The 19,948-nt window shown below is 71.8% G+C and carries 19 protein-coding genes and 2 pseudogenes; 9 read left to right on the top strand and 12 right to left on the bottom strand.

From position 1 onward, the window contains the following. The first annotated feature begins 27 nt into the window (after nt 1-27). On the top strand, nt 28-558 hold the full coding sequence (locus tag AC0I8G_RS03250; RefSeq protein ID WP_471728636.1) for a GNAT family N-acetyltransferase: 531 nt from the start codon (nt 28-30) through the stop codon (nt 556-558). On the opposite strand, the gene AC0I8G_RS03245 is transcribed toward AC0I8G_RS03250, so the two are convergent. Further along, nucleotides 473-1,441, bottom strand: a complete 969-nt coding sequence (locus tag AC0I8G_RS03245) for an EamA family transporter (protein ID WP_471728635.1) — start codon at nt 1,439-1,441, stop codon at nt 473-475. The two genes, AC0I8G_RS03250 and AC0I8G_RS03245, sit on opposite strands and share 86 nt — an antisense overlap. A gap of 72 nt (nt 1,442-1,513) precedes the next feature. Here AC0I8G_RS03245 and AC0I8G_RS03240 point away from each other — a divergent pair, with 72 nt between their 5' ends. From AC0I8G_RS03240 to AC0I8G_RS03230, 3 genes are read left to right on the top strand one after another with little or no spacing between them, the layout of a single operon-like run. Further along, entirely contained in the window at nt 1,514-2,404 is an 891-nt protein-coding gene (locus tag AC0I8G_RS03240) for a LysR family transcriptional regulator (protein ID WP_471728634.1), read from the top strand. Nucleotides 2,405-2,437: 33 nt separating this feature from the next. After that, nucleotides 2,438-3,820 (top strand): MFS transporter, encoded by a 1,383-nt coding sequence (locus AC0I8G_RS03235; protein ID WP_471728633.1) that lies wholly within the window; start codon nt 2,438-2,440, stop codon nt 3,818-3,820. A gap of 43 nt (nt 3,821-3,863) precedes the next feature. After that, nucleotides 3,864-4,829 (top strand): dioxygenase family protein, encoded by a 966-nt coding sequence (locus tag AC0I8G_RS03230; protein ID WP_471728632.1) that lies wholly within the window; start codon nt 3,864-3,866, stop codon nt 4,827-4,829. Here AC0I8G_RS03230 and AC0I8G_RS03225 read toward each other — a convergent pair. The 10 genes from AC0I8G_RS03225 to AC0I8G_RS03180 all read right to left on the bottom strand — a co-directional run bounded on the left by AC0I8G_RS03225 (nt 4,816) and on the right by AC0I8G_RS03180 (nt 15,367). Beyond that, a complete protein-coding gene (locus tag AC0I8G_RS03225) occupies nt 4,816-5,502 on the bottom strand; it encodes a YidC/Oxa1 family membrane protein insertase (protein ID WP_471728631.1) in 687 nt (228 codons plus the stop codon). The two genes, AC0I8G_RS03230 and AC0I8G_RS03225, sit on opposite strands and share 14 nt — an antisense overlap. Nucleotides 5,503-5,558: 56 nt before the next feature. Beyond that, nucleotides 5,559-5,867: a hypothetical protein gene (locus tag AC0I8G_RS03220; protein ID WP_471728630.1), complete on the bottom strand. Its 309-nt coding sequence runs from the start codon at nt 5,865-5,867 to the stop codon at nt 5,559-5,561. 25 nt (nt 5,868-5,892) lie between these two features. Further along, nucleotides 5,893-7,179 carry a thymidine phosphorylase gene (locus AC0I8G_RS03215; protein ID WP_471728629.1) on the bottom strand — a complete coding sequence of 429 codons (1,287 nt, stop codon included), beginning with the start codon at nt 7,177-7,179 and terminating at the stop codon, nt 5,893-5,895. Then, nucleotides 7,176-7,586 carry a cytidine deaminase gene (locus AC0I8G_RS03210; protein WP_380259340.1) on the bottom strand — a complete coding sequence of 137 codons (411 nt, stop codon included), beginning with the start codon at nt 7,584-7,586 and terminating at the stop codon, nt 7,176-7,178. The genes AC0I8G_RS03215 and AC0I8G_RS03210 overlap by 4 nt, the downstream gene beginning before the upstream one ends. Beyond that, on the bottom strand, nt 7,583-8,878 hold the full coding sequence (locus AC0I8G_RS03205) for an ABC transporter permease (protein ID WP_471728628.1): 1,296 nt from the start codon (nt 8,876-8,878) through the stop codon (nt 7,583-7,585). Before AC0I8G_RS03205 ends, AC0I8G_RS03210 begins: the two co-directional genes overlap by 4 nt. Next, nucleotides 8,875-10,092, bottom strand: a complete 1,218-nt coding sequence (locus tag AC0I8G_RS03200) for an ABC transporter permease (protein WP_471728627.1) — start codon at nt 10,090-10,092, stop codon at nt 8,875-8,877. The genes AC0I8G_RS03205 and AC0I8G_RS03200 overlap by 4 nt, the downstream gene beginning before the upstream one ends. Then, on the bottom strand, nt 10,089-11,609 hold the full coding sequence (locus AC0I8G_RS03195; RefSeq protein ID WP_471728626.1) for an ABC transporter ATP-binding protein: 1,521 nt from the start codon (nt 11,607-11,609) through the stop codon (nt 10,089-10,091). Before AC0I8G_RS03195 ends, AC0I8G_RS03200 begins: the two co-directional genes overlap by 4 nt. Nucleotides 11,610-11,646: 37 nt before the next feature. Then, a complete protein-coding gene (locus tag AC0I8G_RS03190) occupies nt 11,647-12,741 on the bottom strand; it encodes a BMP family lipoprotein (protein ID WP_471728625.1) in 1,095 nt (364 codons plus the stop codon). A 143-nt stretch (nt 12,742-12,884) separates the two neighbouring features. After that, nucleotides 12,885-14,132 (bottom strand): amidohydrolase, encoded by a 1,248-nt coding sequence (locus AC0I8G_RS03185; protein ID WP_471728624.1) that lies wholly within the window; start codon nt 14,130-14,132, stop codon nt 12,885-12,887. A gap of 50 nt (nt 14,133-14,182) precedes the next feature. After that, the gene (locus AC0I8G_RS03180) at nt 14,183-15,367 is read right to left on the bottom strand and encodes a mannose-1-phosphate guanylyltransferase (protein ID WP_471728623.1); all 1,185 of its coding nucleotides are present in this window, start codon (nt 15,365-15,367) and stop codon (nt 14,183-14,185) included. Nucleotides 15,368-15,664: 297 nt separating this feature from the next. Here AC0I8G_RS03180 and sdhC point away from each other — a divergent pair, with 297 nt between their 5' ends. The 5 genes and pseudogenes from sdhC (at nt 15,665) to AC0I8G_RS03155 (ending at nt 19,292) form a co-directional block, all read left to right on the top strand. Further along, a complete protein-coding gene (gene sdhC / locus AC0I8G_RS03175) occupies nt 15,665-16,084 on the top strand; it encodes a succinate dehydrogenase, cytochrome b556 subunit (protein WP_328294820.1) in 420 nt (139 codons plus the stop codon). Nucleotides 16,085-16,095: 11 nt separating this feature from the next. Next, entirely contained in the window at nt 16,096-16,602 is a 507-nt protein-coding gene (locus AC0I8G_RS03170) for a succinate dehydrogenase hydrophobic membrane anchor subunit (RefSeq protein WP_380259334.1), read from the top strand. Between the two features lie 18 nt (nt 16,603-16,620). After that, nucleotides 16,621-17,962: pseudogene (locus tag AC0I8G_RS03165) on the top strand (FAD-binding protein); the annotation flags it as partial. Nucleotides 17,963-18,045: 83 nt separating this feature from the next. Beyond that, nucleotides 18,046-18,453: pseudogene (locus tag AC0I8G_RS03160) on the top strand (succinate dehydrogenase/fumarate reductase flavoprotein subunit); the annotation flags it as partial. Beyond that, entirely contained in the window at nt 18,453-19,292 is an 840-nt protein-coding gene (locus AC0I8G_RS03155) for a succinate dehydrogenase iron-sulfur subunit (protein WP_380259333.1), read from the top strand. The pseudogene AC0I8G_RS03160 and the gene AC0I8G_RS03155, both read left to right, overlap by 1 nt. A gap of 54 nt (nt 19,293-19,346) precedes the next feature. On the opposite strand, the gene AC0I8G_RS03150 is transcribed toward AC0I8G_RS03155, so the two are convergent. Beyond that, nucleotides 19,347-19,913, bottom strand: a complete 567-nt coding sequence (locus AC0I8G_RS03150) for a Uma2 family endonuclease (RefSeq protein ID WP_471728622.1) — start codon at nt 19,911-19,913, stop codon at nt 19,347-19,349. Between the last annotated feature and the right edge of the window lie 35 nt (nt 19,914-19,948).

Here is a 19,948-nt window from a genome sequence, read left to right as displayed (position 1 = left end):
AGTCACTGGTGTGCGTACGATCGTCACATGTCCGAGCGTGTGATCCGCCCTGCGAGCGTCGCCGACGCGGCGGCTTGCGCCGCCGTCTACGCGCCCTACGTCCGCGACACCGCGATCACCTTCGAGCGGGAACCCCCCGACGTGGCCGAGGTGGCGCACCGGATCGAGAGCTACCGGGAGCGCCACGCGTGGCTGGTCCTCGAGGACGCGGGAGTGGTGACCGGCTACGCCTACGCCGCCCCCTACGCCGCCCGGGCCGCCTACGACTGGTCGTGCGAGGTGAGCGTCTACCTCGCCCCCGGCCTGCGCCGCAGCGGCGCCGGCCGGGCGCTCTACGGCGAGCTGTTCGCGACGCTGCGGGCGCGGGGTTTCCGGATGCTCGTGGCCGGCGTGACGCTGCCCAACGAGGCGAGCCTCGGCCTGCACCGGGCGCTGGGGTTCGAGGAGGTGGGCACGTTCCGGGGCATCGGGTTCAAGCTCGACCGGTGGTGGGACGTGGTCCGTCTGCAGCGACCACTGGGTGCGGGCCCGGCGGGGGTTCCGGAACCGCTGTCCTGACCCGGGCGAGGCGTTCCACGCGCTGACCCCAGGCCGTCCCGGCGAGGATGAGCACCGCCCCGAGCGCCCCGAGCGGGCCGAGCAGCTCACCGCCGAGCACGACCCCCACGAGCACGGCGAACAGGGGCTCGGTGCCGAGCAGCAGGCTCGCCCGCGCCGCCGACGTCCGGCGCACGGCCCAGCTCTGGGCCAGGAAGGCGAACACGCTGCAGCCCAGGGCGAGGTAGGCGATCCCCGCCCACTGCCCGGGCGAGGCGTGCGCCACCGCGCGGGACACCCCGCCCGGGTCCAGCACCGTGAACAGCACCGTCCCCAGTGCGGTCTGGACGAAGGTCAGCCCCCGCAGGTCCAGATCGCGGGTGCGGGTGACCCGGCCGATGGCCGTCACGTGGGCGGCGCGGACGACGGCCGCCGCGAGGACCAGCAGGTCGCCGTGGTCGGGGACCCGGAACGCGAGGCGACCCCCGGAGGCGCTGACGAGCAGGGCGACCCCCACGACGGCGACCAGGGCCGCGGCGAAGAACGCCGGCGGTAGCCAGGAGCGGCGCACGATCCCCTCGAACCCCGGGGTGAGCAGGATCGTCAGCGAGATCAGCAGACCGGCGTTGGTGGCGCTCGTCCCGGCGACGCCGTAGGTCTCCAGCGCGAGGATCGCCGCCTGCGAGAGCCCGAGGACGATCCCGAGACGGAGCTCCTCGCGCCCCAGCCGCGCGCGGGTCACGGCGACGACGACAGCGAGCGCCAGCGCGGCCCCGGCGTAGCGCAGCGCGAGCAGGGGCAGGACCCCGGCGACGTCGAGGAGGACCTTGGCGGCGAGGTAGCTGGAGCCCCAGACGACGGCCACCCCCAGCAGGACCAGGTCGACCCGGCGATCACGTGTCACGTGTCGATGGTCGGTGGCCGCGACAGTTCAGTCCAGACCCCAGTTGCTCACGCCAGGATTTAGCATCGCTTCATGGACGTGCGTCAGCTGACGATCCTGCGCGAGCTCTCCGAGCGGGGCAGCCTGGTGGCGGTGGCTCGTGCGCTGCACGTCACCCCGTCGGCGGTGTCGCAGCACCTGACGGCGCTGCAACGCACCTGCCCGACACCCCTGACCGAGAAGCGCGGCCGTCGACTGGCCCTGACCCCCGCGGGCGAGGCGCTCGCGGCGGCCGCGGTGGACGTCGCCGCGGCCCTGGACCGGGCGAACCGCGCCGTCGAGGCCCACCTGGAGTCCCTCGACACCCCGGTCGCCGTCTGCGCGTTCAACTCCGTGGGGCTGGCCTGGTTCGGCCCGTTGCTGCGAGAGCTGAACGGCGCCCCGCCCCTGCGCTGCACCGACGAGGACGTCGCCCAGCAGGACTTCCCGGGCCTCGTCGCCGACTACGACGTCGTGATCGCCCACCGCCCCGAGGCCGGTCCGCCGTGGCCGACCCGGCGGTTGCGCGTGGTGCCGCTGCTCACCGAACCGCTGCACGTCGCGCTCGCGGTGGACCACCCGCTCGCCGGGCGCGAGCGGCTCAGCGTCGCCGACGTCGCGGACGAACGGTGGATCTCGGTCCACGAGGGTTTCCCGCTGGCCGGCGCGCTCGACGTCGTCGCCGCGGCGGCCCGCCGACCCCTCGACGTCGTCCACCGCATCAACGAGTTCTTCGTGTCGGCCGCCGTCGTGGCCTCGGGCGACGCACTGGCCCTGCTGCCGGCCCTGACCTCGCGGCCCGAACCCGGGGTGGTCCTGCGTCCCCTGGCCGACCTCACGCTCAACCGGCGCATCGACGCCCTGCTGCGCCCGGAGGCCCTGGCCCGTCGCGGGGTCGGGACCGTACTCGACGCCCTGCGCGGACTGGCCGCCCGGAGCGCTTGAGCTCCAGTGCGCTGGAGCACCTAACGTGACGACGTGACCACGAGCACCACCGCCACCCCGACCGCAGGGATCTTCTCCCGCACCTACCTGATCACCACCCTCGGGACGACGGCGCTGGTGTTCCTGTCCGCCTTCGAGAGCCTCGCGGTGACCACCGTGATGCCCGTCGTGAGCGCCGACCTGGGCGGTCGCGGCGAGTACGCGACGGCGTTCGCCGCGACGCTCGCGGCGAGCGTCCTGGGGATGGTCGCCGCCGGGGGCTGGGCCGACCGGCGTGGCCCGGGGAAGCCGCTGCTGGCGGCGATCACGGTGTTCGCCGCCGGGCTGCTGGCCGCCTCCCTGGCGCCGACCATGGAGTTCTTCGTCGCGGCCCGGTTCCTGCAGGGGCTGGGGTCGGGCGGGATCAGCGTGACCCTGTACGTGACGGTCGCCCTGGTGTTCCCCCCGGCGTTGCGGCCGGCGGTGTTCGGGGCGTTCGCCTCGGCGTGGGTGCTGCCCTCCCTCGTCGGCCCGTTCCTGGCCGCGCTGGTGGCGCAGACGTTCGGCTGGCCGTGGGTGTTCTCCGGCGTCCTCGTCCTCGTGCTGGTCGCCGCGTCCGCGGTGCTGCCCGCCCTGCTGCGGGTCCCGGCCGCGGAAGGGTCCCGGGAGCCGTTGCCGCGCAGCCGCTTCGTCGCCGCCACCGGGGTGGCGGTGGCCGTCGTGGCGGTGAGTTCCGCGGGGGCCACCGGTCCCTGGCGGTGGCTGGTCGCCGCGGTCGCCCTCGGCGTGCTGGTCGTCGCGGTCCGCCCACTGCTGCCGCCGGGAACCCTCACGGCCCACCGCGGACTCCCTGCGACGGTGCTGCTGCGCGGTCTGCTGGCCGCGACGTTCTTCAGCACCGAGGTCTACCTGCCGCTGATGCTGCACGAGAGGTTCGGGCTCCCGCTCTGGCTCGCGGGGGCGACGCTGACCGCCGCCGCGATCGCCTGGGCCTCGGCCTCGGCCGTCCAGGGCCGCCTGGGGCCGCGGCTCCCGCACGCGCGTGCCGTCCGGATCGGCACCGTCCTGCTGCTCGTCGGCGTCGTCGTCCAGGCCGTCGTCGCCGCGGTCACCCCCGGGGACGTCGTCGCCGGCGTGGCGTCCGCCCTGGGCTGGGCCTGCGCCGGGGCCGGGATGGGACTGGGTTTCCCCCGCACCACCGTCCTCGTGCTGGAGCAGTCGCCCGCCGGCCAGGAGGGTGCGGGGTCGGCGGCGCTGACGATCTCCGACGCCGCCGGCGGCGGCACGGCGATGGCGTTGACCGGACTGGTCTTCGCCGCCCTGGGCGCCGTCTCGGCGTGGGCGGGGTTCGCCGGGACCCTGCCCGTGTGCGTCGTCTTCGCCGTCGTGGCCCTGCTCGTCGCCCGCCGGGTGCACGGCTCACAGGAAGCGCACTGACGCAGCACCGGATCCTCCTCGGCGAGCCCCCGACGGTGGAGGCATGAAGAACAACCTCCCCAGCTACGAGGGTCGTCCGCTCCCCCGCCCCGACGAGGACGTCGACGACCAGGGCCTCGCCTTCGACATCACGACGATGATCGGCCGTCGTCGCGCGCTGGGGCTGCTGGGCCTCGGGGCCACCGGGCTCACCCTCGCCGCCTGCGGGAGCGACGACACCGCCGCGGCCGACACCACCACGAGCTCCTCGAGCGCCACCTCCGGCACGCTCACCGAGATCCCCGACGAGACCGCCGGCCCCTACCCGGGTGACGGCTCGAACGGCCCGGACGTCCTCGAGCAGAGCGGGGTCGTGCGCAGCGACATCCGGTCCAGCTTCGGGTCGAGCACGACCACCGCCGAGGGGGTACCGATGACCCTGACCCTCAGCGTCGTCGACCTGGCCGGCGGGAACGTCCCGTTCGAGGGGGTGGCGGTCTACGTCTGGCACTGCGACCGCGACGGCGAGTACTCCCTCTACGCCGACTCCCTCACCGACGAGAACTACCTGCGCGGGGTCCAGGTCGCCGACGCCGACGGGAACGTGACCTTCACCAGCGTCTACCCGGCCTGCTACTCCGGGCGCTGGCCGCACGTCCACTTCGAGGTCTACCCGAGCGTCGACGACATCACGGACGTGGCGAACTGCATCGCCACCTCCCAGGTCGCGATGCCCACCGGGGCCAACGACGCGGTCTACGCCACCACCGGCTACGAGCAGTCGGTGAGCAACCTCGCCCAGGTGAGCCTGGCCACCGACAACGTCTTCGGCGACGACAGCGGCGCCACCCAGACGCCGACGTTCAGCGGGGACGTCACCAGCGGCTACGCCGTCGCGCTGACGGTCGGCGTCGACACCACGACGGAACCCACCGCGGGAACGATGGCCGGCAACGGCTCCGACACCTCCGGGCACCCCGACGGCGCCGGGGGTGGCGGAACCCCACCGACGATGGCTAGCGCCGCCTGACGAGCTGCCGGGCGATGAGTTGCTGGCCCGCCGTCCACGCCCCGGAGGCGGCCCAGTAGATCAGGACGCCGATCGGGAAGTGCGCCGCCGAGAACACCACGACGACGGGGATCGCCACCAGCAGCGAGGTGGGGGTGGCGACCCCGGTGCTGCTCGCCCGCATCGTGACCACCTGCAGCGCAGCGGTCAACAGCAGCAGGACGACGGCGACGACCGTGGTCGCGAGGTCGGGGTCCTGGGTCAGGACCCCCGCCAACGGTGCCCCCGCCAGGGTCGCCGACCCGAACGAGGCGAGGGTGTCGCCGGATTCCAACGTCAGGGTGAGCGCGAGGAACACCGGCGACTGCAGCAACCCCGGCAGGCAGCCACCGAGGGGGTTCACCCCGGCGTCGCGGTGCAGGGTCGTGACCTCGCGCTGCATCGCCTGTCGCGAGGCCACGTCGGTGCGGCCGCGGTAGCGCTCCTGGACGGCGAGGACCTGCGGTCGCAGTGCGGCGGAACGGAGGGCGGACCGTTGCTGTGCCACGAACAACGGCAGCAGCAGGGTCCGGGCGAGGACGACGAGTCCCACGATCGCCAGCGGCCAGGGGGCGCCGAGGTCGTGCAGGTGGAGCAGGACGAAGGTGACGGCGTCCTCGACGGGACGCAGGATCGAGTGCAGGGTTTCGAGCACGGGGAACTCCGGAGGTCGCGGGAACGGGAGGCGTCGACTCCCGTGCGCGCGTCAGCTCAGCACGGGAGCGCGAGGACTCCGGGTGCCCGGGGCTGCGGGTTCCCCACCGCGGCCGGTGCGTTCTGCGGCAACGTGTCCGCGGGTTCGAGACGGGTCACCGGCGGCGACGGGGTCACCGCGGCCAGCAGTTCGGACACGACCCCCCGCAGGACGAGGAGGCCGACCACGACGCTCGAGGCGACCGCGACCGCCGTCCCCAGCAGCAACTGCTCGGACCCGCCCGCGAGGAGCAGGGCCGAGAGCAGCAGGGGCAGCACGAGCAGCGCGGTCGAGAACCGCGCCGTCAGCTCCTGCTGCCCACCCACGCTCGCCACCCTACCCACGGCAGGGTCAGGCGGTGATGCGTTCGTGGACCAGCGGGACCGTCGCGGGTTCGGCGGCCGAGACCGTGAAACCCCCGTCGAGGGCCTGCGTGGCCCAGTCGAAGCGGTCCGGGGTGTCGGTGTGCAGGGTCATGAGGCGCTGACCGGCGCGCACCCGGTCCCCCCGCACGGCGTGCAGCTCGACCCCGGCGCCGGCCTGCACGGCTTCCTCCCGGCGCGAGCGTCCCGCGCCCAACCGCCAGGCGGCGACCCCGACGGCCAGCGCGTCGACGTCGAGGAAACCGTCGGCCGGCGCCAGCACGTCCTGGGTGTGCGCGGCGACCGGCAGGGGCGCGTCCGGGTCGCCGCCCTGGGCCGCGATCATCCGCCGCCAGGCGTCCATCGCGCGGCCGTCGGCGAGGGCGTCCGCGGGGTCCACCGCGTCGAGCCCGACGGCGGCGAGCATCTCGCGCGCCAGCACCAGGGTGATCTCGACGAGGTCGGCCGGTCCTCCCCCGGCGAGCACCTCGAGGGACTCCCGGACCTCCAGCGCGTTGCCCGCCGTCCGGCCCAGGACCGTCGACATGTCGGTGACCACGGCGACCGTCCGCACCCCGGCGTCGGTGCCGAGCTCGACCATCGTGCGGGCCAGTTCGAGCGACTGCCCGAGTTCCTTCATGAAGGCGCCGGAGCCGGTCTTCACGTCCAGGACGAGGGCACTGGTCCCCTCGGCGATCTTCTTGCTCATGATGGAGCTGGCGATGAGCGGGATCGCCTCGACGGTGCTGGTGACGTCGCGCAGGGCGTAGAGCTTCTTGTCCGCCGGGGCCAGGTCGCCCGTCGCCGCGCAGATCACGGCGCCGACGTCGACGAGCTGGTCGCGGATCTCGGCCAGGGTGAGCGAGGCCCGCCAGCCGGGGATCGCCTCGAGCTTGTCCAGGGTCCCGCCGGTGTGGCCGAGCCCACGGCCGGACAACTGCGGGACGGCCGCGCCGCAGGCCGCGACGAGCGGCGCCAACGGCAACGTGACCTTGTCGCCGACCCCGCCCGTGGAGTGCTTGTCGACGCTCGGGCGGGGCAGGTCGGTGAAGTCGAGCCGGCTGCCCGAGTCGATCATCGCGTTCGTCCAGCGCGAGACCTCGGCGCGGTTCATCCCGTTGAGCAGGATCGCCATCGCCAGCGCGGACATCTGCTCCTCGGCGACCACCCCGTGGGTGTAGGCGTCGACGACCCAGTCGATCTGCGCGTCGGAGAGCACGCCCTTGTCGCGCTTGGTGCGGATGACGTCGACGGCGGCGAACTGCTGCTGGCTCACGGCTGGGCCTTCCGGGCGGGGTCGGTCAGGTCGTGCGGGCCGAACGCGTCGGGCAGCACCTGGGTCATCGGGACCACCCCGCGCGGGGAGTCGACGAGGAGGTCCGGTCCGCCGAACTCGTAGAGCAGCTGCCGGCACCGCCCGCACGGCATGAGGACGTTGCCCGCGCCGTCGACGCAGGCGAAGGCGACGAGCGTGCCGCCCCCCGTCATCTGCAACTGCCCGACCAGCGTGCACTCGGCGCACAACGTGACGCCGTAGGAGGCGTTCTCCACGTTGGCCCCGGACACGATCCGCCCGTCGTCGACGAGGGCGGCCGCGCCGACGGGGAAGTTCGAGTACGGCGAGTAGGAGTGCGCGAGGGCTTCGCGCGCGGCGGCGCGCAGGACGTCGAAGTCAGGGTTCACGACGGGTACGGCTCCCCGGAGGCGGCGGGCGGGCGGACACGGCCGACGAAACCGGCGACGGCCAGGATCGTGGCGAGGTAGGGCAGCATCGAGAGGAAGCTCGAGGGCACGGTCCCCGGCGCGGTGATGATCCCGACGAGGGTCTGCAGCGCGGCGAAGAACCCGAACAGCAACGACGCACCGACGGCACCCTTGGGGCTCCACCGGCCGAAGATGACGGCGGCCAGGGCGATGAACCCCTTGCCGGCCGACATGTTCTCGGTGAACGGCCCGATCGTCCCGATGGAGAGGTAGGCCCCGGCGAGACCGGCGATGCCCCCCGCCACCACGACGTTGACGTAGCGGACCCGCAGCACCGGGATGCCGACCGTGGCGGCCGCCTTGGGGTGCTCACCCACGGCCCGGGTGCGCAGCCCCCAGCGGGTGCGGAACAGGACGACCTGCAGCGCGACGATGACGACGTACATGGCGTAGACGAGGACGTTGGCCTGGAACAGCAGCGGCCCGAGCACGGGGATCTCGGCCAGGCCGGGGATCCGGACCGGCGAGAGCACCCCCGGGGAGTTGAAGCGCTGCGCGTCGGTCTGCATGAGCGCCTTGTACGCCCACCCCGTGAAACCGAGGGCGGCCGCGTTCAGCACGACCCCGAGGATCACCTGGTTCACCCGGTAGCGGATGGCGAAGACCGCCAGCAGCCACCCGACGACGGCCCCGGCCAGCACCGCACCGACGACCCCGGCACCGAGGTTGCCGGCCATCGAACCGACGAGGGCACCGGCGAAGGCACCGGTCAGCATCTGCCCCTCGATGGCCACGTTCACGACACCGCTGCGTTCGCCGAGCACCCCGGCGAGGGCGCCGAGGATGAGCGGGGTGGCGAGGAAGACCGTCTGCTGGAGCAGCTTGACGACGTCCATCGACTGCGAGGACGCCCCGGACATGACCCAGCAGAGGAACGCGAGCACGAAGCACAGCAACGTGACGGCGATGACGACGGGACTGCGCCGCGCCCGGAAACCCCGCGTGAGCTGGTACAGCCCGAGCAGGACGACGACGACGCCCAGGACGACCGGTGTCAGCGTCCCGGGGACGGTGAGGTCGGGGAGTTCGACGGCCGAGCCGCCACCGAAGCGGAAGGTCGCGTCGGCCGCACCGGAACCGACCCCCCAGCCGAGGACCGTCACCAGACCGACGAGCACGAGCAGGGCTCCGGTGAGGACCCGTCGGCGCAGGCTGACGGGGGGTTCGACGCGCGCCAGTTCGACGACGGGCGCGGGGATCTCGACGCTCATCGGGTCCACCCTCCGGCCAGTTCCGAACCGACCCCGGCGCCACCGCCGGACTTCAGGCGGAACACCGCCCGGACCAGCGCCGGCGCGGCGATGAAGAGCACGACGAGGGCCTGCAGCACCCCGACGAGGTCGACGGGGACGCCGGTCGAGGACTGCATCTGCACCGACCCGGCCCGCAGGCCGCCGAACAGGACGCCGGCCGCGATGACGCCGTAGGGGTTGTTGCGTCCCAGCAGCGCGACGGTGATGGCGTCGAAGCCGATGTTCCCGGCGACGCTGCTGGTCACGCTGCCCGTGACGCCGAGGACCTGCGTCGCGCCGGCGAGGCCCGCGAGGCCACCGGCCAGCGCCATCGACACGATCTGCAACCGACCCACGGGCATCCCGGCCGTGCGGGCCGCGTTGGGGTTCGCCCCCACCGCACGCAGGCGGAACCCGAGCCGGGACCGCTCGAAGAGCCACCACACGAAGACGGACGCGAGGACCGCGAGCACCAGGCCCAGGTTCACCCGCAGCGAGGAACCCAGCAGCGGCGGCAGTTCCGCGTTCGCGGCGACCTGCTCGGAGATGGCCTGCCCGTAGGGCGGGCGCTGGAAGCCGTGGACGCTGAGCAGGTAGTTCAGCAGGTTGATGGCGACGTAGTTCAGCATGATCGTCGTGATGACCTCGTGGGCGCCGGTCCGGGCCTTGAGCAGACCGACGACCCCACCCCAGACCAGTCCCCCGACGATCCCGCCCACCAGCGCGACGACCAGGTGCAGAACCACCGGCAGGTTCAGGGTGAAGCCCAACCAGGCGGCGAGGACCGCACCGAGGATGATCTGGCCCTGGGCGCCGATGTTGAACAACCCGACCCGGAAGGACAGTGCGACGGCGAGTCCGGCCAGGATCAGCGGGGTGGCGTTGACGAGCGTCTCGGAGAGCGGCCGCAACGCCGCGATCCCGGAGAAGCTCGGGTTGTAGACGGCACCCTGCAGCAGCGCGACGTAGGCGTCGCGGACGGAGTACCAGACGTTGGAGAACAGGTCCCAGGGGTAGCTGAAGAAGTACCCCGCGCTGGCCCGGGTCGCTTCGTCACCGATGGCGATCAGCACCGCCCCGACGAGCAGGGCACCGACGACGGCGAACACCGTCACCAGCCAGCTGCCACCCCAGTACAGGCGCCGTCGCCGTACCGGACCGCCGTCCCGGACGGTTTCCTTCTCCAACGTCACGACTGCCCTCCGGCGGGTTCGATGTGGGCGCCGGCCATCAGCAGACCCAGTTCCTCCTGCGTGGCCTCAGGGCCGACCTCGCCCGCGATCCGGCCGCGGTAGAGCACGACGATGCGGTCGGCCAGCGCCCGCACCTCGTCGAGTTCGGTCGAGACCAGCACGACGGCCGCACCGCGGTCGCGTTCGGCCACGATCCGCTGGTGCACGAACTCCTGGCTCCCGACGTCGACCCCGCGGGTCGGCTGCGCGACGACGAGCAGCTTCAGCTCACGCGACATCTCCCGGGCCAGGACCACCTTCTGCTGGTTCCCGCCCGACAGCGTCGAGGCCGCGGCCTGCGGCGAGGGGGTCCGGATGTCGAACTCGCTGATCCGGTCGTCCGCGTTGCGCCGCACCGCGTCCCGGTCGACGGAGGGCCCGCTGGCGAAGGCGGGTGAGTCGACGAGGTCGAGGACGAGGTTCTCGGCGATGCTGAACGACCCGACGAGACCGTCGTGCAGGCGGTCCTCGGGGACGTAGCCGACCCCGAGGGCCAGGACGTCGGCGATGTCGCGCCCGGTGGTGTCGACGCCGGCGATGCGCAGCGACCCGGACTCGATGCGCTGCAGGCCGACGATGCTGCGGGTCAGTTCGGTCTGCCCGTTCCCGTCGACACCGGCGATCGCGAGGACCTCCCCCGCGCGCACGTCGAGGTCGATGCCGTCCAGCAGGACCGTCCCGGACGGGTCGACGACCCGCACCGAGGACATCGTCAGGACGCTCTCCCCGGGTTCGGCCGCGGCCTTCTCGACCCGCAGGCGCACCTCGCGGCCCACCATCAGCGCGGCGAGCTCCTCCGGCGACGCGCTGGGCGACGCCTCCCCGACGACCTTGCCGCGGCGGATGACGGTGATGCGGTCGGCGACGGCCTTGACCTCGCGGAGCTTGTGGGTGATGAAGACGATCGACGTCCCGGCGTCGGCGAGCTCGCGCATGACGCGCATGAGGTCGTCGGTCTCGGCCGGGGTGAGCACGGCCGTGGGTTCGTCGAGGACGAGGACCTTCGCGTCGCGCAGCAGGGCCTTGACGATCTCGACGCGTTGCTGGACCCCGACGGCGAGGTCGGCGACGAGGGTGTCGGCGGGGATCGCCAACCCGAACCGCTGCGAGGTCTCCTCGACGCGCTTGCGGGCCCGACGCCGGTCCAGGAAACCCCCGCCGGTGGTGAGCTCCGCGCCGAGGACGATGTTCTCGGTGGCCGTGAACGTCGGGACGAGCATGAAGTGCTGGTGCACCATGCCGATCCCGGCGGCCATGGCGTCGCCCGGGGAGGTGAACTCCACGGGTTCGCCGTCGACGAGGATCTGGCCCTCGTCCGGGGTGTACAGGCCGTAGAGCACGTTCATCAACGTGCTCTTGCCGGCCCCGTTCTCGCCCAGCAGGGCGTGGATCTCGCCCTCGCGGACGACGAGGTCGATGGAGTCGTTGGCGACGAGGGGCCCGAAGCGCTTCGTGATGCCCTTGAGTTCCAGTTGCACCTGCGGGTCGTTCCCCTCGTCGCCGTCGAACTCGCTGTCAGCTGGCCTTGATGGCGTTCGGCGAGGTGATCTCGATGCTGCCGTCGATGATGCCCTTCTTGACCGTGTCCAGCTCGGACTTGAGGTCCGCCGGGACCTGCGCGTCCCACTGGTTGAACGGCGCCAGGCCCGTGCCGTCGTTCTTGAGGTTCCCGACGTAGGCACCGGTCGGGACGGACCCGGAGGCCGACTTCGTGATGTAGTCGTTCACCGCGTCGGTGAGGTTCTTCGTCACCGAGGAGATGAAGTACTTGCAGTACTGCTCGGCGCTGACGCAGCCGTCGGTGTCGACCCAGATGAGGTTCAGCGAGCCGCCCGCGGCCTCGGCGGCCGCCCCCGCACCCAGACCGGACTGGCCGGCGACGGGCATGACGATGTCGGCGCCCTGGGCGGCCATCGTCTCGGTGATCGACCGGCCCGCGGCCTGGTCGACGAAGGAGTTCGAGAAGGTGCCGGCGGAGGGGTTCTTCTCGTCCCAGCCGATGACCTTGACGGACTTCCCCTTCTGCTGGTTGTAGTACTGCACGCCTTCCCAGAAGCCGTCCATGTAGATGGTGACCGGCGGGATGTTCAGGCCGCCCCAGGTGCCGACGGTGCCCGTCTTGGTCATGCCGGCGGCGAGGTAACCACCGAGGAACCCGCCCTCGGCGGTGTTGTACTCGAACCCGTAGACGTTGTCGGCGACGGGCGAGGAGTCGATCTCGGCGAACTTCTGGTCCTTGTTCTGCTCCGCGACCTCCTTGACGGCGTCCGACATGAGACCGCCGACGGCGACGATCGAGTCGCACTTGTTGCCGACCTCGGTGGTCAGGTTCGGGACGTAGTCGGCGTCGCTGTTGGAGGCGACGTAGCCGATCTCGATGTCCGGGTTCGCCTTGTTGGCGGCCTTGAAGCCGTCGTAGGAGGACTGGTTGAACGAGCGGTCGTCCATGCCACCGGTGTCGAGCACCATGCAGGCCTTGAACTTGGCGCCGCCGGCGCTGCTCGCGTCACCCGATCCCGTCGCGGCGTCCGGCCGGCTGCCGCAGGAGGCCAGCATCAGGGCAGCTGCGCCCAGGGCGGCCACCGGCGCGAGGCGGTGCAACGTCTTCATGGGGGTAGTCCTCCAGGTCGGGGTGTGACTCACGGGGGTGAGGCGGACGCCCGGAGCAGGACCGGCGAACGCGCGGCCATCGTAGTGGCCGAAATCCCCCTCCCCGTGCGCACGAGCACGCAGGTTGTCCAGATCGAGACCTTTCAACCCGACAGACCGGCGGGCAGTGCCCGCTCCGAGGCCGCGGTGGTCGCGAGCACGCCGATCCCGACGGCGAGCGCCGCCTCGTCGGGCGCGTAGTCCCCGCGGTGCAGGTCGAACGTCGTGCCGCCGGGGGTGCGGGTCCCGAGGCGCACCATCGCGCCGGGGACGTGGTGCAGGTACCAGGCGAAGTCCTCGCCGCCCAGCGACTGCCGGGTGGGCAGGACGGCGTCGGTTCCGAGCAGGATCCGGGCGGCCTCGTCGAGAGCGGCCGTGGAGTGCACCTCGTTGTCGACGGGCGGGACGCCGCGGACGAGGTCGACCTCGGCGCGCACCGAGTAGGGGCGGACGAGGTCGGCCACGACGGACTCGACGAGTTCCCCGGCGTGCTGCCAGGCCTCGGTCTCCATGCAGCGCAACGTCCCTGCGGCGTAGCCCGCGGAGGGGACGGCGTTGGCGACGTCGCCGGCGTGCACGGCTCCCCAGGTGAGGTTCACCCCGGCGCGGGGGTCGACGCGGCGGGCGATGACGGCGGGGAGCTGCGTGACGACCTGACCGAGGGCGAAGACGAGGTCACCCGCGAGGTGCGGGCGGGAGGTGTGCCCGCCCGTGCCGTGCAGGCGGACGGTGACGTGGTCGCTGGCGGAGGTGATGGGCCCGGCCTTGAGACCGACGGTGCCGGCGTCCAGCGTGGGGTCGCAGTGCAGGCTGTAGATGGCCGAGACGCCCTCCAGCACACCGGTCCCGATGACCCCGAGGGCGCCGCCGGGCATGACCTCCTCGGCGGGCTGGAAGACGAGGCGCACCCCGTGCCGCAGATCACCCGTCCGGGCGAGGTCGGCGAGGACCAGTCCGGCGCCGAGCACCGACGCGGTGTGCACGTCGTGCCCGCAGGCGTGGGCCACGCCGGGCACGGTGGAGGCGTAGGGCAGACCGGTGGCCTCGGGGACGGGCAGGGCGTCCAGGTCGGCCCGCACGGCGAGCATCGGGCCGCTCGGGCCGATGTCGGCGATCAGCCCCGTGCCGGGCAGCAGCCGGACGGCGGCGCCGGCGGCCGTGAGGACCTCGGCGAGCCGGGCGGTCGTGCGGTGTTCCTGGTGGGCCAGCTCGGGGTGGGCGTGGATCTCGCGCCGCACCGCCCGCGCCGTGGGTTCGTGGGCGAGGACGAGGTCGGCGATGCGCACCGCGAGCCCCTCGGTCCGCCGGGTCGCGGAACCCGCGTCACTCGTGGCTTCGGTGTCGCTGGTCACGTCGGTCGACGCTACCCGCCGCCTCCCGACCCCGCGTACCCCAGCCCCGCTCAGACGATGTGGTCGAGGCCGAGGTGCTTGGCCCGGGCGACGAGCTTCTTGACCTCCTGCGCCCGGGCGCGGGTGGTCACGAGCAGCGCGTCCGGGGTGTCGACGACGACGAGGTCGTCGACGCCGAGCAGCGCCACGACGCGGCCGTTGGCGGGCACGACGAGACCGCCCGCGACGCCCTCGGTGATGACGAGGTCGGGGTCGCCCAGGATCTTCGGCATGTCGACGTCGGCCGGCAGCAGTTCGGCGAGGGAGGAGAAGTCGCCGACGTCGTCCCAGCCGAAGGTGGCGGGCACGACGGCGACGCGGCCCGCCTCGGCGGCCGGCTCGGCCACGGCGTTGTCGATGGCGATGGAGGGCAGGGCCGCCCACTGCTCCTCGAGGACGGCCTCGCGCTGCGGGGTGTCCCACGCGTCGGCGATGCGCATCAGCCCGGAGTGCAGGGCGGGGGTGTGCGTGGCGAGGAGCTCCAGCAGGACGTCGGCGCGGGCCACGAACATCCCGCCGTTCCAGCGGTAGTCCCCGGTGGAGAGGTAGGCCGCGGCGGTGCGCGCGTCCGGCTTCTCCTTGAACTGCACGACGCGGCGCGCGTTCGGGGCGCCCTGCAGGCGCAGTCGCTTGCCGAGGCGGATGTAGCCGAAGCCGGTGGCCGGGTGCGAGGGCGCGATCCCGATGGTGACGACGAACCCGCGGCGGGCGGTGACCACGGCCTCCTCGACGGAGCTCTCGAAGTCGTCGCGGCCGGAGATGTTGTGGTCGGCCGCGAACGAGCCGAGGACGGCGTCGGGGTTCCGGCGGACGAGGACGGCCGCGGCGAGACCGATGGCGGCGGCGGAGTCGCGCTGCATCGGTTCGCGCAGGATGTTCTCGGCCGGCAGGTCGGGCAGCTGCTCGGCGACGGCGTCGGCGTGGGAGCGGCCGGTGACGACGAGGGTGCGCGAGGCGTCGGTGAGCGGCAGCAACCGGTCCCAGGTCGACTGCAGCAGCGTGCGCCCGCGACCGGTCAGGTCGAGGAGGAACTTCGGCCGGTCACTGCGCGAGAGGGGCCACAACCGCGTGCCCGCCCCACCCGCCGGGACGACGGCGTGGAAGTCGGAGAGGTCGATCTGGCCGTCCTCGAGGTCGTCCTCCGACCACGACGCCGACCAGTTGGTGCCCGCTGTGCCCTGTCCCCCGTCAGTCATGGTCGGGAACCTACCGGTGCGCTCCGTCCGTCCACGCCGGAGAGCGGCGAACGGGTGAGGTCGTCCCCCGACAGGGCGCAGGAGGTCGACGGGACGCCCACCGCACCGCTAAGGTCAGGCTCTCCTCCGTGACCTGCGCCTCACGATGCTGTGAGTCCTTCGTCACAAAAGCTCCGCGAGTGCTCCCGCCGAGCAGTCGCTGCGCGGCGGCGCGCCTACAGTGGGTGGCAGGACGCCGCCGCCCGAGCGCCGAAGCCCGGGTGATCCGGCGTCGAGGAGCACTCGAGGAGGACGCTGGTGGCCACGAGCCTCACCCCACCCGGACAGGGCACGCCCACGGGGAGCAGGAAACCCGCAGGGACCCTCTACCGCGGCCGCGAAGGCATGTGGTCGTGGGTGATGCACCGGATCTCCGGTGTCCTCATCTTCTTCTTCCTCTTCGTGCACGTGCTCGACACCGCGACCGTGCGGGTCTCCCCCGAGGTCTACAACGGCGTGATCGGGCAGTACAAGAACCCCGTCATGGGCCTCGGCGAGGCCGGCCTCGTCGGCGCGGTCGTCTTCCACGCGCTCAACGGGATCCGCATCATCCTCGTGGACTTCTGGTCCGGCGGCACCAAGCACCAGCGGAAGCTGTTCTGGGGCGTCGTCGTGGTCTGGGTCCTGCTGATGGCCGGGTTCCTGCCCCGCCACCTGATCAACGTCTTCTCGCACTGAGGGATCGAACCGTGAGCGCAGAGCAGACCCCGGGTGGCAGCTACGCCCCCGCCCTGGAAACCCCCCGTTCCCCGTACAAGCGCAACAAGGCGACCCGGACCAACTGGGAGCTGTACGGCTGGCTGTTCATGCGGATGTCGGGCGTCGTCCTCATCGTCCTGGTGTTCGGCCACCTGTTCGTCAACCTCATGACCGGCAACGGGATCCACCAGATCGACTGGGGTTTCGTCGCCGGCAAGTGGTCGAGCCCCTTCTGGCAGGTCTGGGACCTGCTGATGCTGTGGCTCGCGCAGCTGCACGGCACCAACGGGGTCCGGACCGTCATCAACGACTACGCCGAGCGGGACGCCACGCGCTTCTGGCTCAAGATGGCGCTCTACCTCGCGACGGTCATCGTCATCGTCGTCGGGACCCTCGTCATCTTCACGTTCGACCCCTGCGCCGACCCGAGCTCGACGCTCGACGTCTGCCGACCGGCCATCGACAACGTCCCCACCGTCACCAGCCCGAACACCTGACCCGAACGAGGAGCAGAGATGCAGACGCACCAGTTCGACGTGGTCATCGTCGGCGCCGGCGGCGCCGGGATGCGCGCGGCCCTCGAGTCCGGGCAGCGGGCCCGCACCGCCGTGCTCACCAAGCTCTACCCGACGCGCTCGCACACCGGTGCGGCCCAGGGCGGCATGTGCGCCGCGCTGGCCAACGTCGAGGAGGACAACTGGGAGTGGCACACCTTCGACACCGTCAAGGGCGGTGACTACCTCGTCGACCAGGACGCGGCCGAGGTGATGTGCAAGGAGGCCATCGACGCGGTCCTCGACCTCGAGAAGATGGGCCTGCCCTTCAACCGCACGCCCGAGGGCAAGATCGACCAGCGCCGCTTCGGCGGGCACACCCGCGACCACGGCAAGTCCCCCGTGCGTCGCAGCTGCTTCGCCGCCGACCGCACCGGTCACATGATCCTGCAGACGCTGTACCAGCAGTGCGTGAAGCACGAGGTCGAGTTCTTCAACGAGTTCTACGTCCTCGACCTGCTGCTCGTGCCCGCCGACGAGGCGAAGACCGGCAGCGAGATCGAGGGCGCGGCCGAGCAGCGCGGGTTGCAGACCCCGCCGACCATCGGCGTCCCGGGCGACAAGCGCATCGCCGGCGTCGTGGCCTACGAGCTCTCCACCGGCGAGATCCACGTGTTCCAGGCGAAGTCGGTCGTCCTTGCGACCGGTGGTGCGGGCAAGGTCTACAAGACGACCTCGAATGCGCACACCCTGACCGGTGACGGGATGGGCATCGCCTACCGCAGCGGTCTGCCGCTGGAGGACATGGAGTTCTTCCAGTTCCACCCGACCGGCCTCGCCGGTCTGGGGATCCTGCTCTCCGAAGCGGCCCGCGGTGAGGGCGGGATCCTCCGCAACGCCGACGGCGAGCGGTTCATGGAGCGCTACGCCCCCACCATCAAGGACCTCGCGCCCCGCGACATCGTCGCCCGGGCGATGGCCAACGAGGTGCGCGAAGGCCGCGGAGCCGGTCCGAACAAGGACTACGTCTACCTCGACTTGACCCACCTCGAACCCGCGCACATCGACGCGAAGCTGCCCGACATCACCGAGTTCGCCCGCACCTACCTCGGGGTCGAGCCCTACACCGAACCCGTTCCGGTGTACCCCACGGCGCACTACGCCATGGGCGGGGTGCCGACCAACGTCGACACCGAGGTGCTGCAGGACAACACCCGCGTCGTCCCGGGCCTCTACGCGGCCGGCGAGGTCGCGTGCGTCTCGGTGCACGGCTCGAACCGTCTCGGCACGAACTCGCTGCTGGACATCAACGTGTTCGGCAAGCGCGCGGGCATCGCCGCGGCCGAGTACGCGACGAAGGCCGAGTGGATCGCCGTCCCCGCCGGTTCGGAACTCCCGGTCATCAACTGGATGTCGGAGATGCGCGACCGCGCCCAGGGCGAACGCGTCTCGGACATCCGTCGTGAGCTGCAGGACACGATGGACGCCAACGCCCAGGTGTTCCGCACCGAGGCGACGCTGAAGCAGGCCCTCACCGACATCGACCGCCTGAAGGAGCGCTACTCGCGCGCCTCGGTGCAGGACAAGGGCAAGCGGTTCAACCTCGACCTGCTCGAGGGCCTCGAGCTCGGGTTCCTGCTCGACCTCGCCGAGGCCATGTGCCTCGGGGCGCTGGAGCGCAAGGAGTCCCGCGGCGGTCACTTCCGCGAGGACTACCCCAACCGCGACGACGTGAACTACATGCGGCACACCATGGTCTACCGCGAGTACGCCGCCGACGGTTCCTACTCGACGCGACTGGACTTCAAGCCCGTGGTCCAGACCCGCTACCAGCCGATGGAGCGCAAGTACTGATGTCGACCTTCGAGACCAGCCCCGCCGAGACCAACGGCGAAGCGGGTCCGGCGAAGTCCGCCGAGACCGCACGCAGCGGTGGCGACCGCCGGTCGCCCGTCGAGGGGCAGGGCGGGGCGGGCGAGGTCCCCTCGTTCTCCGTGACGGTCAAGATCCGCCGCTACGACCCGGACCTGGACGCGGAACCGCACTGGGAGTCCTACGACCTGACGATGCACGGCACCGACCGCGTGCTCGACGCCCTGCACAAGGTCAAGTGGGAGCAGGACGGCCGGTTGTCCTTCCGCCGCTCCTGCGCCCACGGGGTCTGCGGCTCCGACGCCATGCGCATCAACGGCCGCAACCGGCTGGCGTGCAAGACGTTGCTGAAGGACCTGAACATCGACAAGCCCATCCTGATCGAGCCAATCAAGGGCCTGCCGGTGGAGAAGGACCTCATCGTCGACATGGAGCCGTTCTTCGCGGCCTACCGCGAGGTCATGCCGTTCCTCATCACCAACGGGGCCGAGCCGACCCGGGAACGCATCCAGTCCCAGGCCGACCGCGAACGCTTCGACGACACCACCAAGTGCATCCTCTGCGCTGCGTGCACGTCGAGCTGCCCGGTGTTCTGGAACGACGGCCAGTACTTCGGGCCCGCCGCGATCGTCAACGCGCACCGCTTCATCTTCGACAGCCGCGACTCCGCCTCGGACCTGCGCCTGGAGATCCTCAACGACAAGGAAGGGGTGTGGCGCTGTCGCACCACCTTCAACTGCTCCGAGGCCTGCCCCCGGGGCATCCAGGTCACCAAGGCCATCGCCGAGGTCAAGCAGGCGCTCATCTCGCGCAAGCTCTGACCTGCACGACGAAGGGCCCGTCCGCCGCTGCGGACGGGCCCTTCGTCGTCGCCGTCAGCTGGGTTCTCTCGTGAGGTCGCCGAGCGTGACACCCGCCAGCGGGCCCTCCCCCGGCGTCGAGGCCGTCATCCGCCACTGCAGCCGGTACTCGCCCCGCTCGAGCTCCCAGCAGGTCACTGCCTCGGCGCTCAGGTCGACGAGGAGGTAGCACGCGACACCGTGCGCCTCGTACAACTCCTTCTTCGAACCCCTGTCCCGGAGTTCGGTGGAGGGTGACGTCACCTCGACGGCCAGTCGGACGGATTCGGGCTCGTAGTACAGGGCGGGTCGGGCGCCGGAGGCCACGAGCAGGTCCGGGATCACGTAGCGCTCCGGTCCCGTCCTCGGGACCCGCATGCCGACACCGGTCTTGACCCGCACGTCCGGGGCGACCCGCCGGCCGAGCTCCGCGCGGAGGTCGTCGATCACGTCCTGGTGCACGACCGGAGGCGGCGGAGTCACGATGAGTTGCCCGTCCATGATCTCGTACCGGTAGCCGTCGTCGGGCAGGGTGAGCAGGTCCTCGAACGCCCACTCGCGGTGGAGCACGCTGACGGCCACGTCGTCCATCTCAGCTGCCACGTCTGGATCCTCCCGTGCCGGTCCCTCATCACCAG

Source organism: Kineococcus sp. AC630 (genome assembly GCF_979255925.1).
The sequence above is the reverse complement of the archived record's forward strand: the minus strand, read 5'-3'. Positions and strand labels throughout refer to the sequence as shown.

Bases quoted from the DNA above. Each gene is read 5' to 3' on its own strand.
- AC0I8G_RS03250 (WP_471728636.1), top strand. From the start codon at position 28: ATGTCCGAGCGTGTGATCCGCCCTGCGAGCGTCGCCGACGCGGCGGCT.
- AC0I8G_RS03240 (WP_471728634.1), top strand. From the start codon at position 1,514: ATGGACGTGCGTCAGCTGACGATCCTGCGCGAGCTCTCCGAGCGGGGC.
- AC0I8G_RS03230 (WP_471728632.1), top strand. From the start codon at position 3,864: ATGAAGAACAACCTCCCCAGCTACGAGGGTCGTCCGCTCCCCCGCCCC.
- AC0I8G_RS03205 (WP_471728628.1), bottom strand. From the start codon at position 8,878: ATGAGCGTCGAGATCCCCGCGCCCGTCGTCGAACTGGCGCGCGTCGAA.
- AC0I8G_RS03190 (WP_471728625.1), bottom strand. From the start codon at position 12,741: ATGAAGACGTTGCACCGCCTCGCGCCGGTGGCCGCCCTGGGCGCAGCT.
- AC0I8G_RS03180 (WP_471728623.1), bottom strand. From the start codon at position 15,367: ATGACTGACGGGGGACAGGGCACAGCGGGCACCAACTGGTCGGCGTCG.
- AC0I8G_RS03155 (WP_380259333.1), top strand. From the start codon at position 18,453: ATGTCGACCTTCGAGACCAGCCCCGCCGAGACCAACGGCGAAGCGGGT.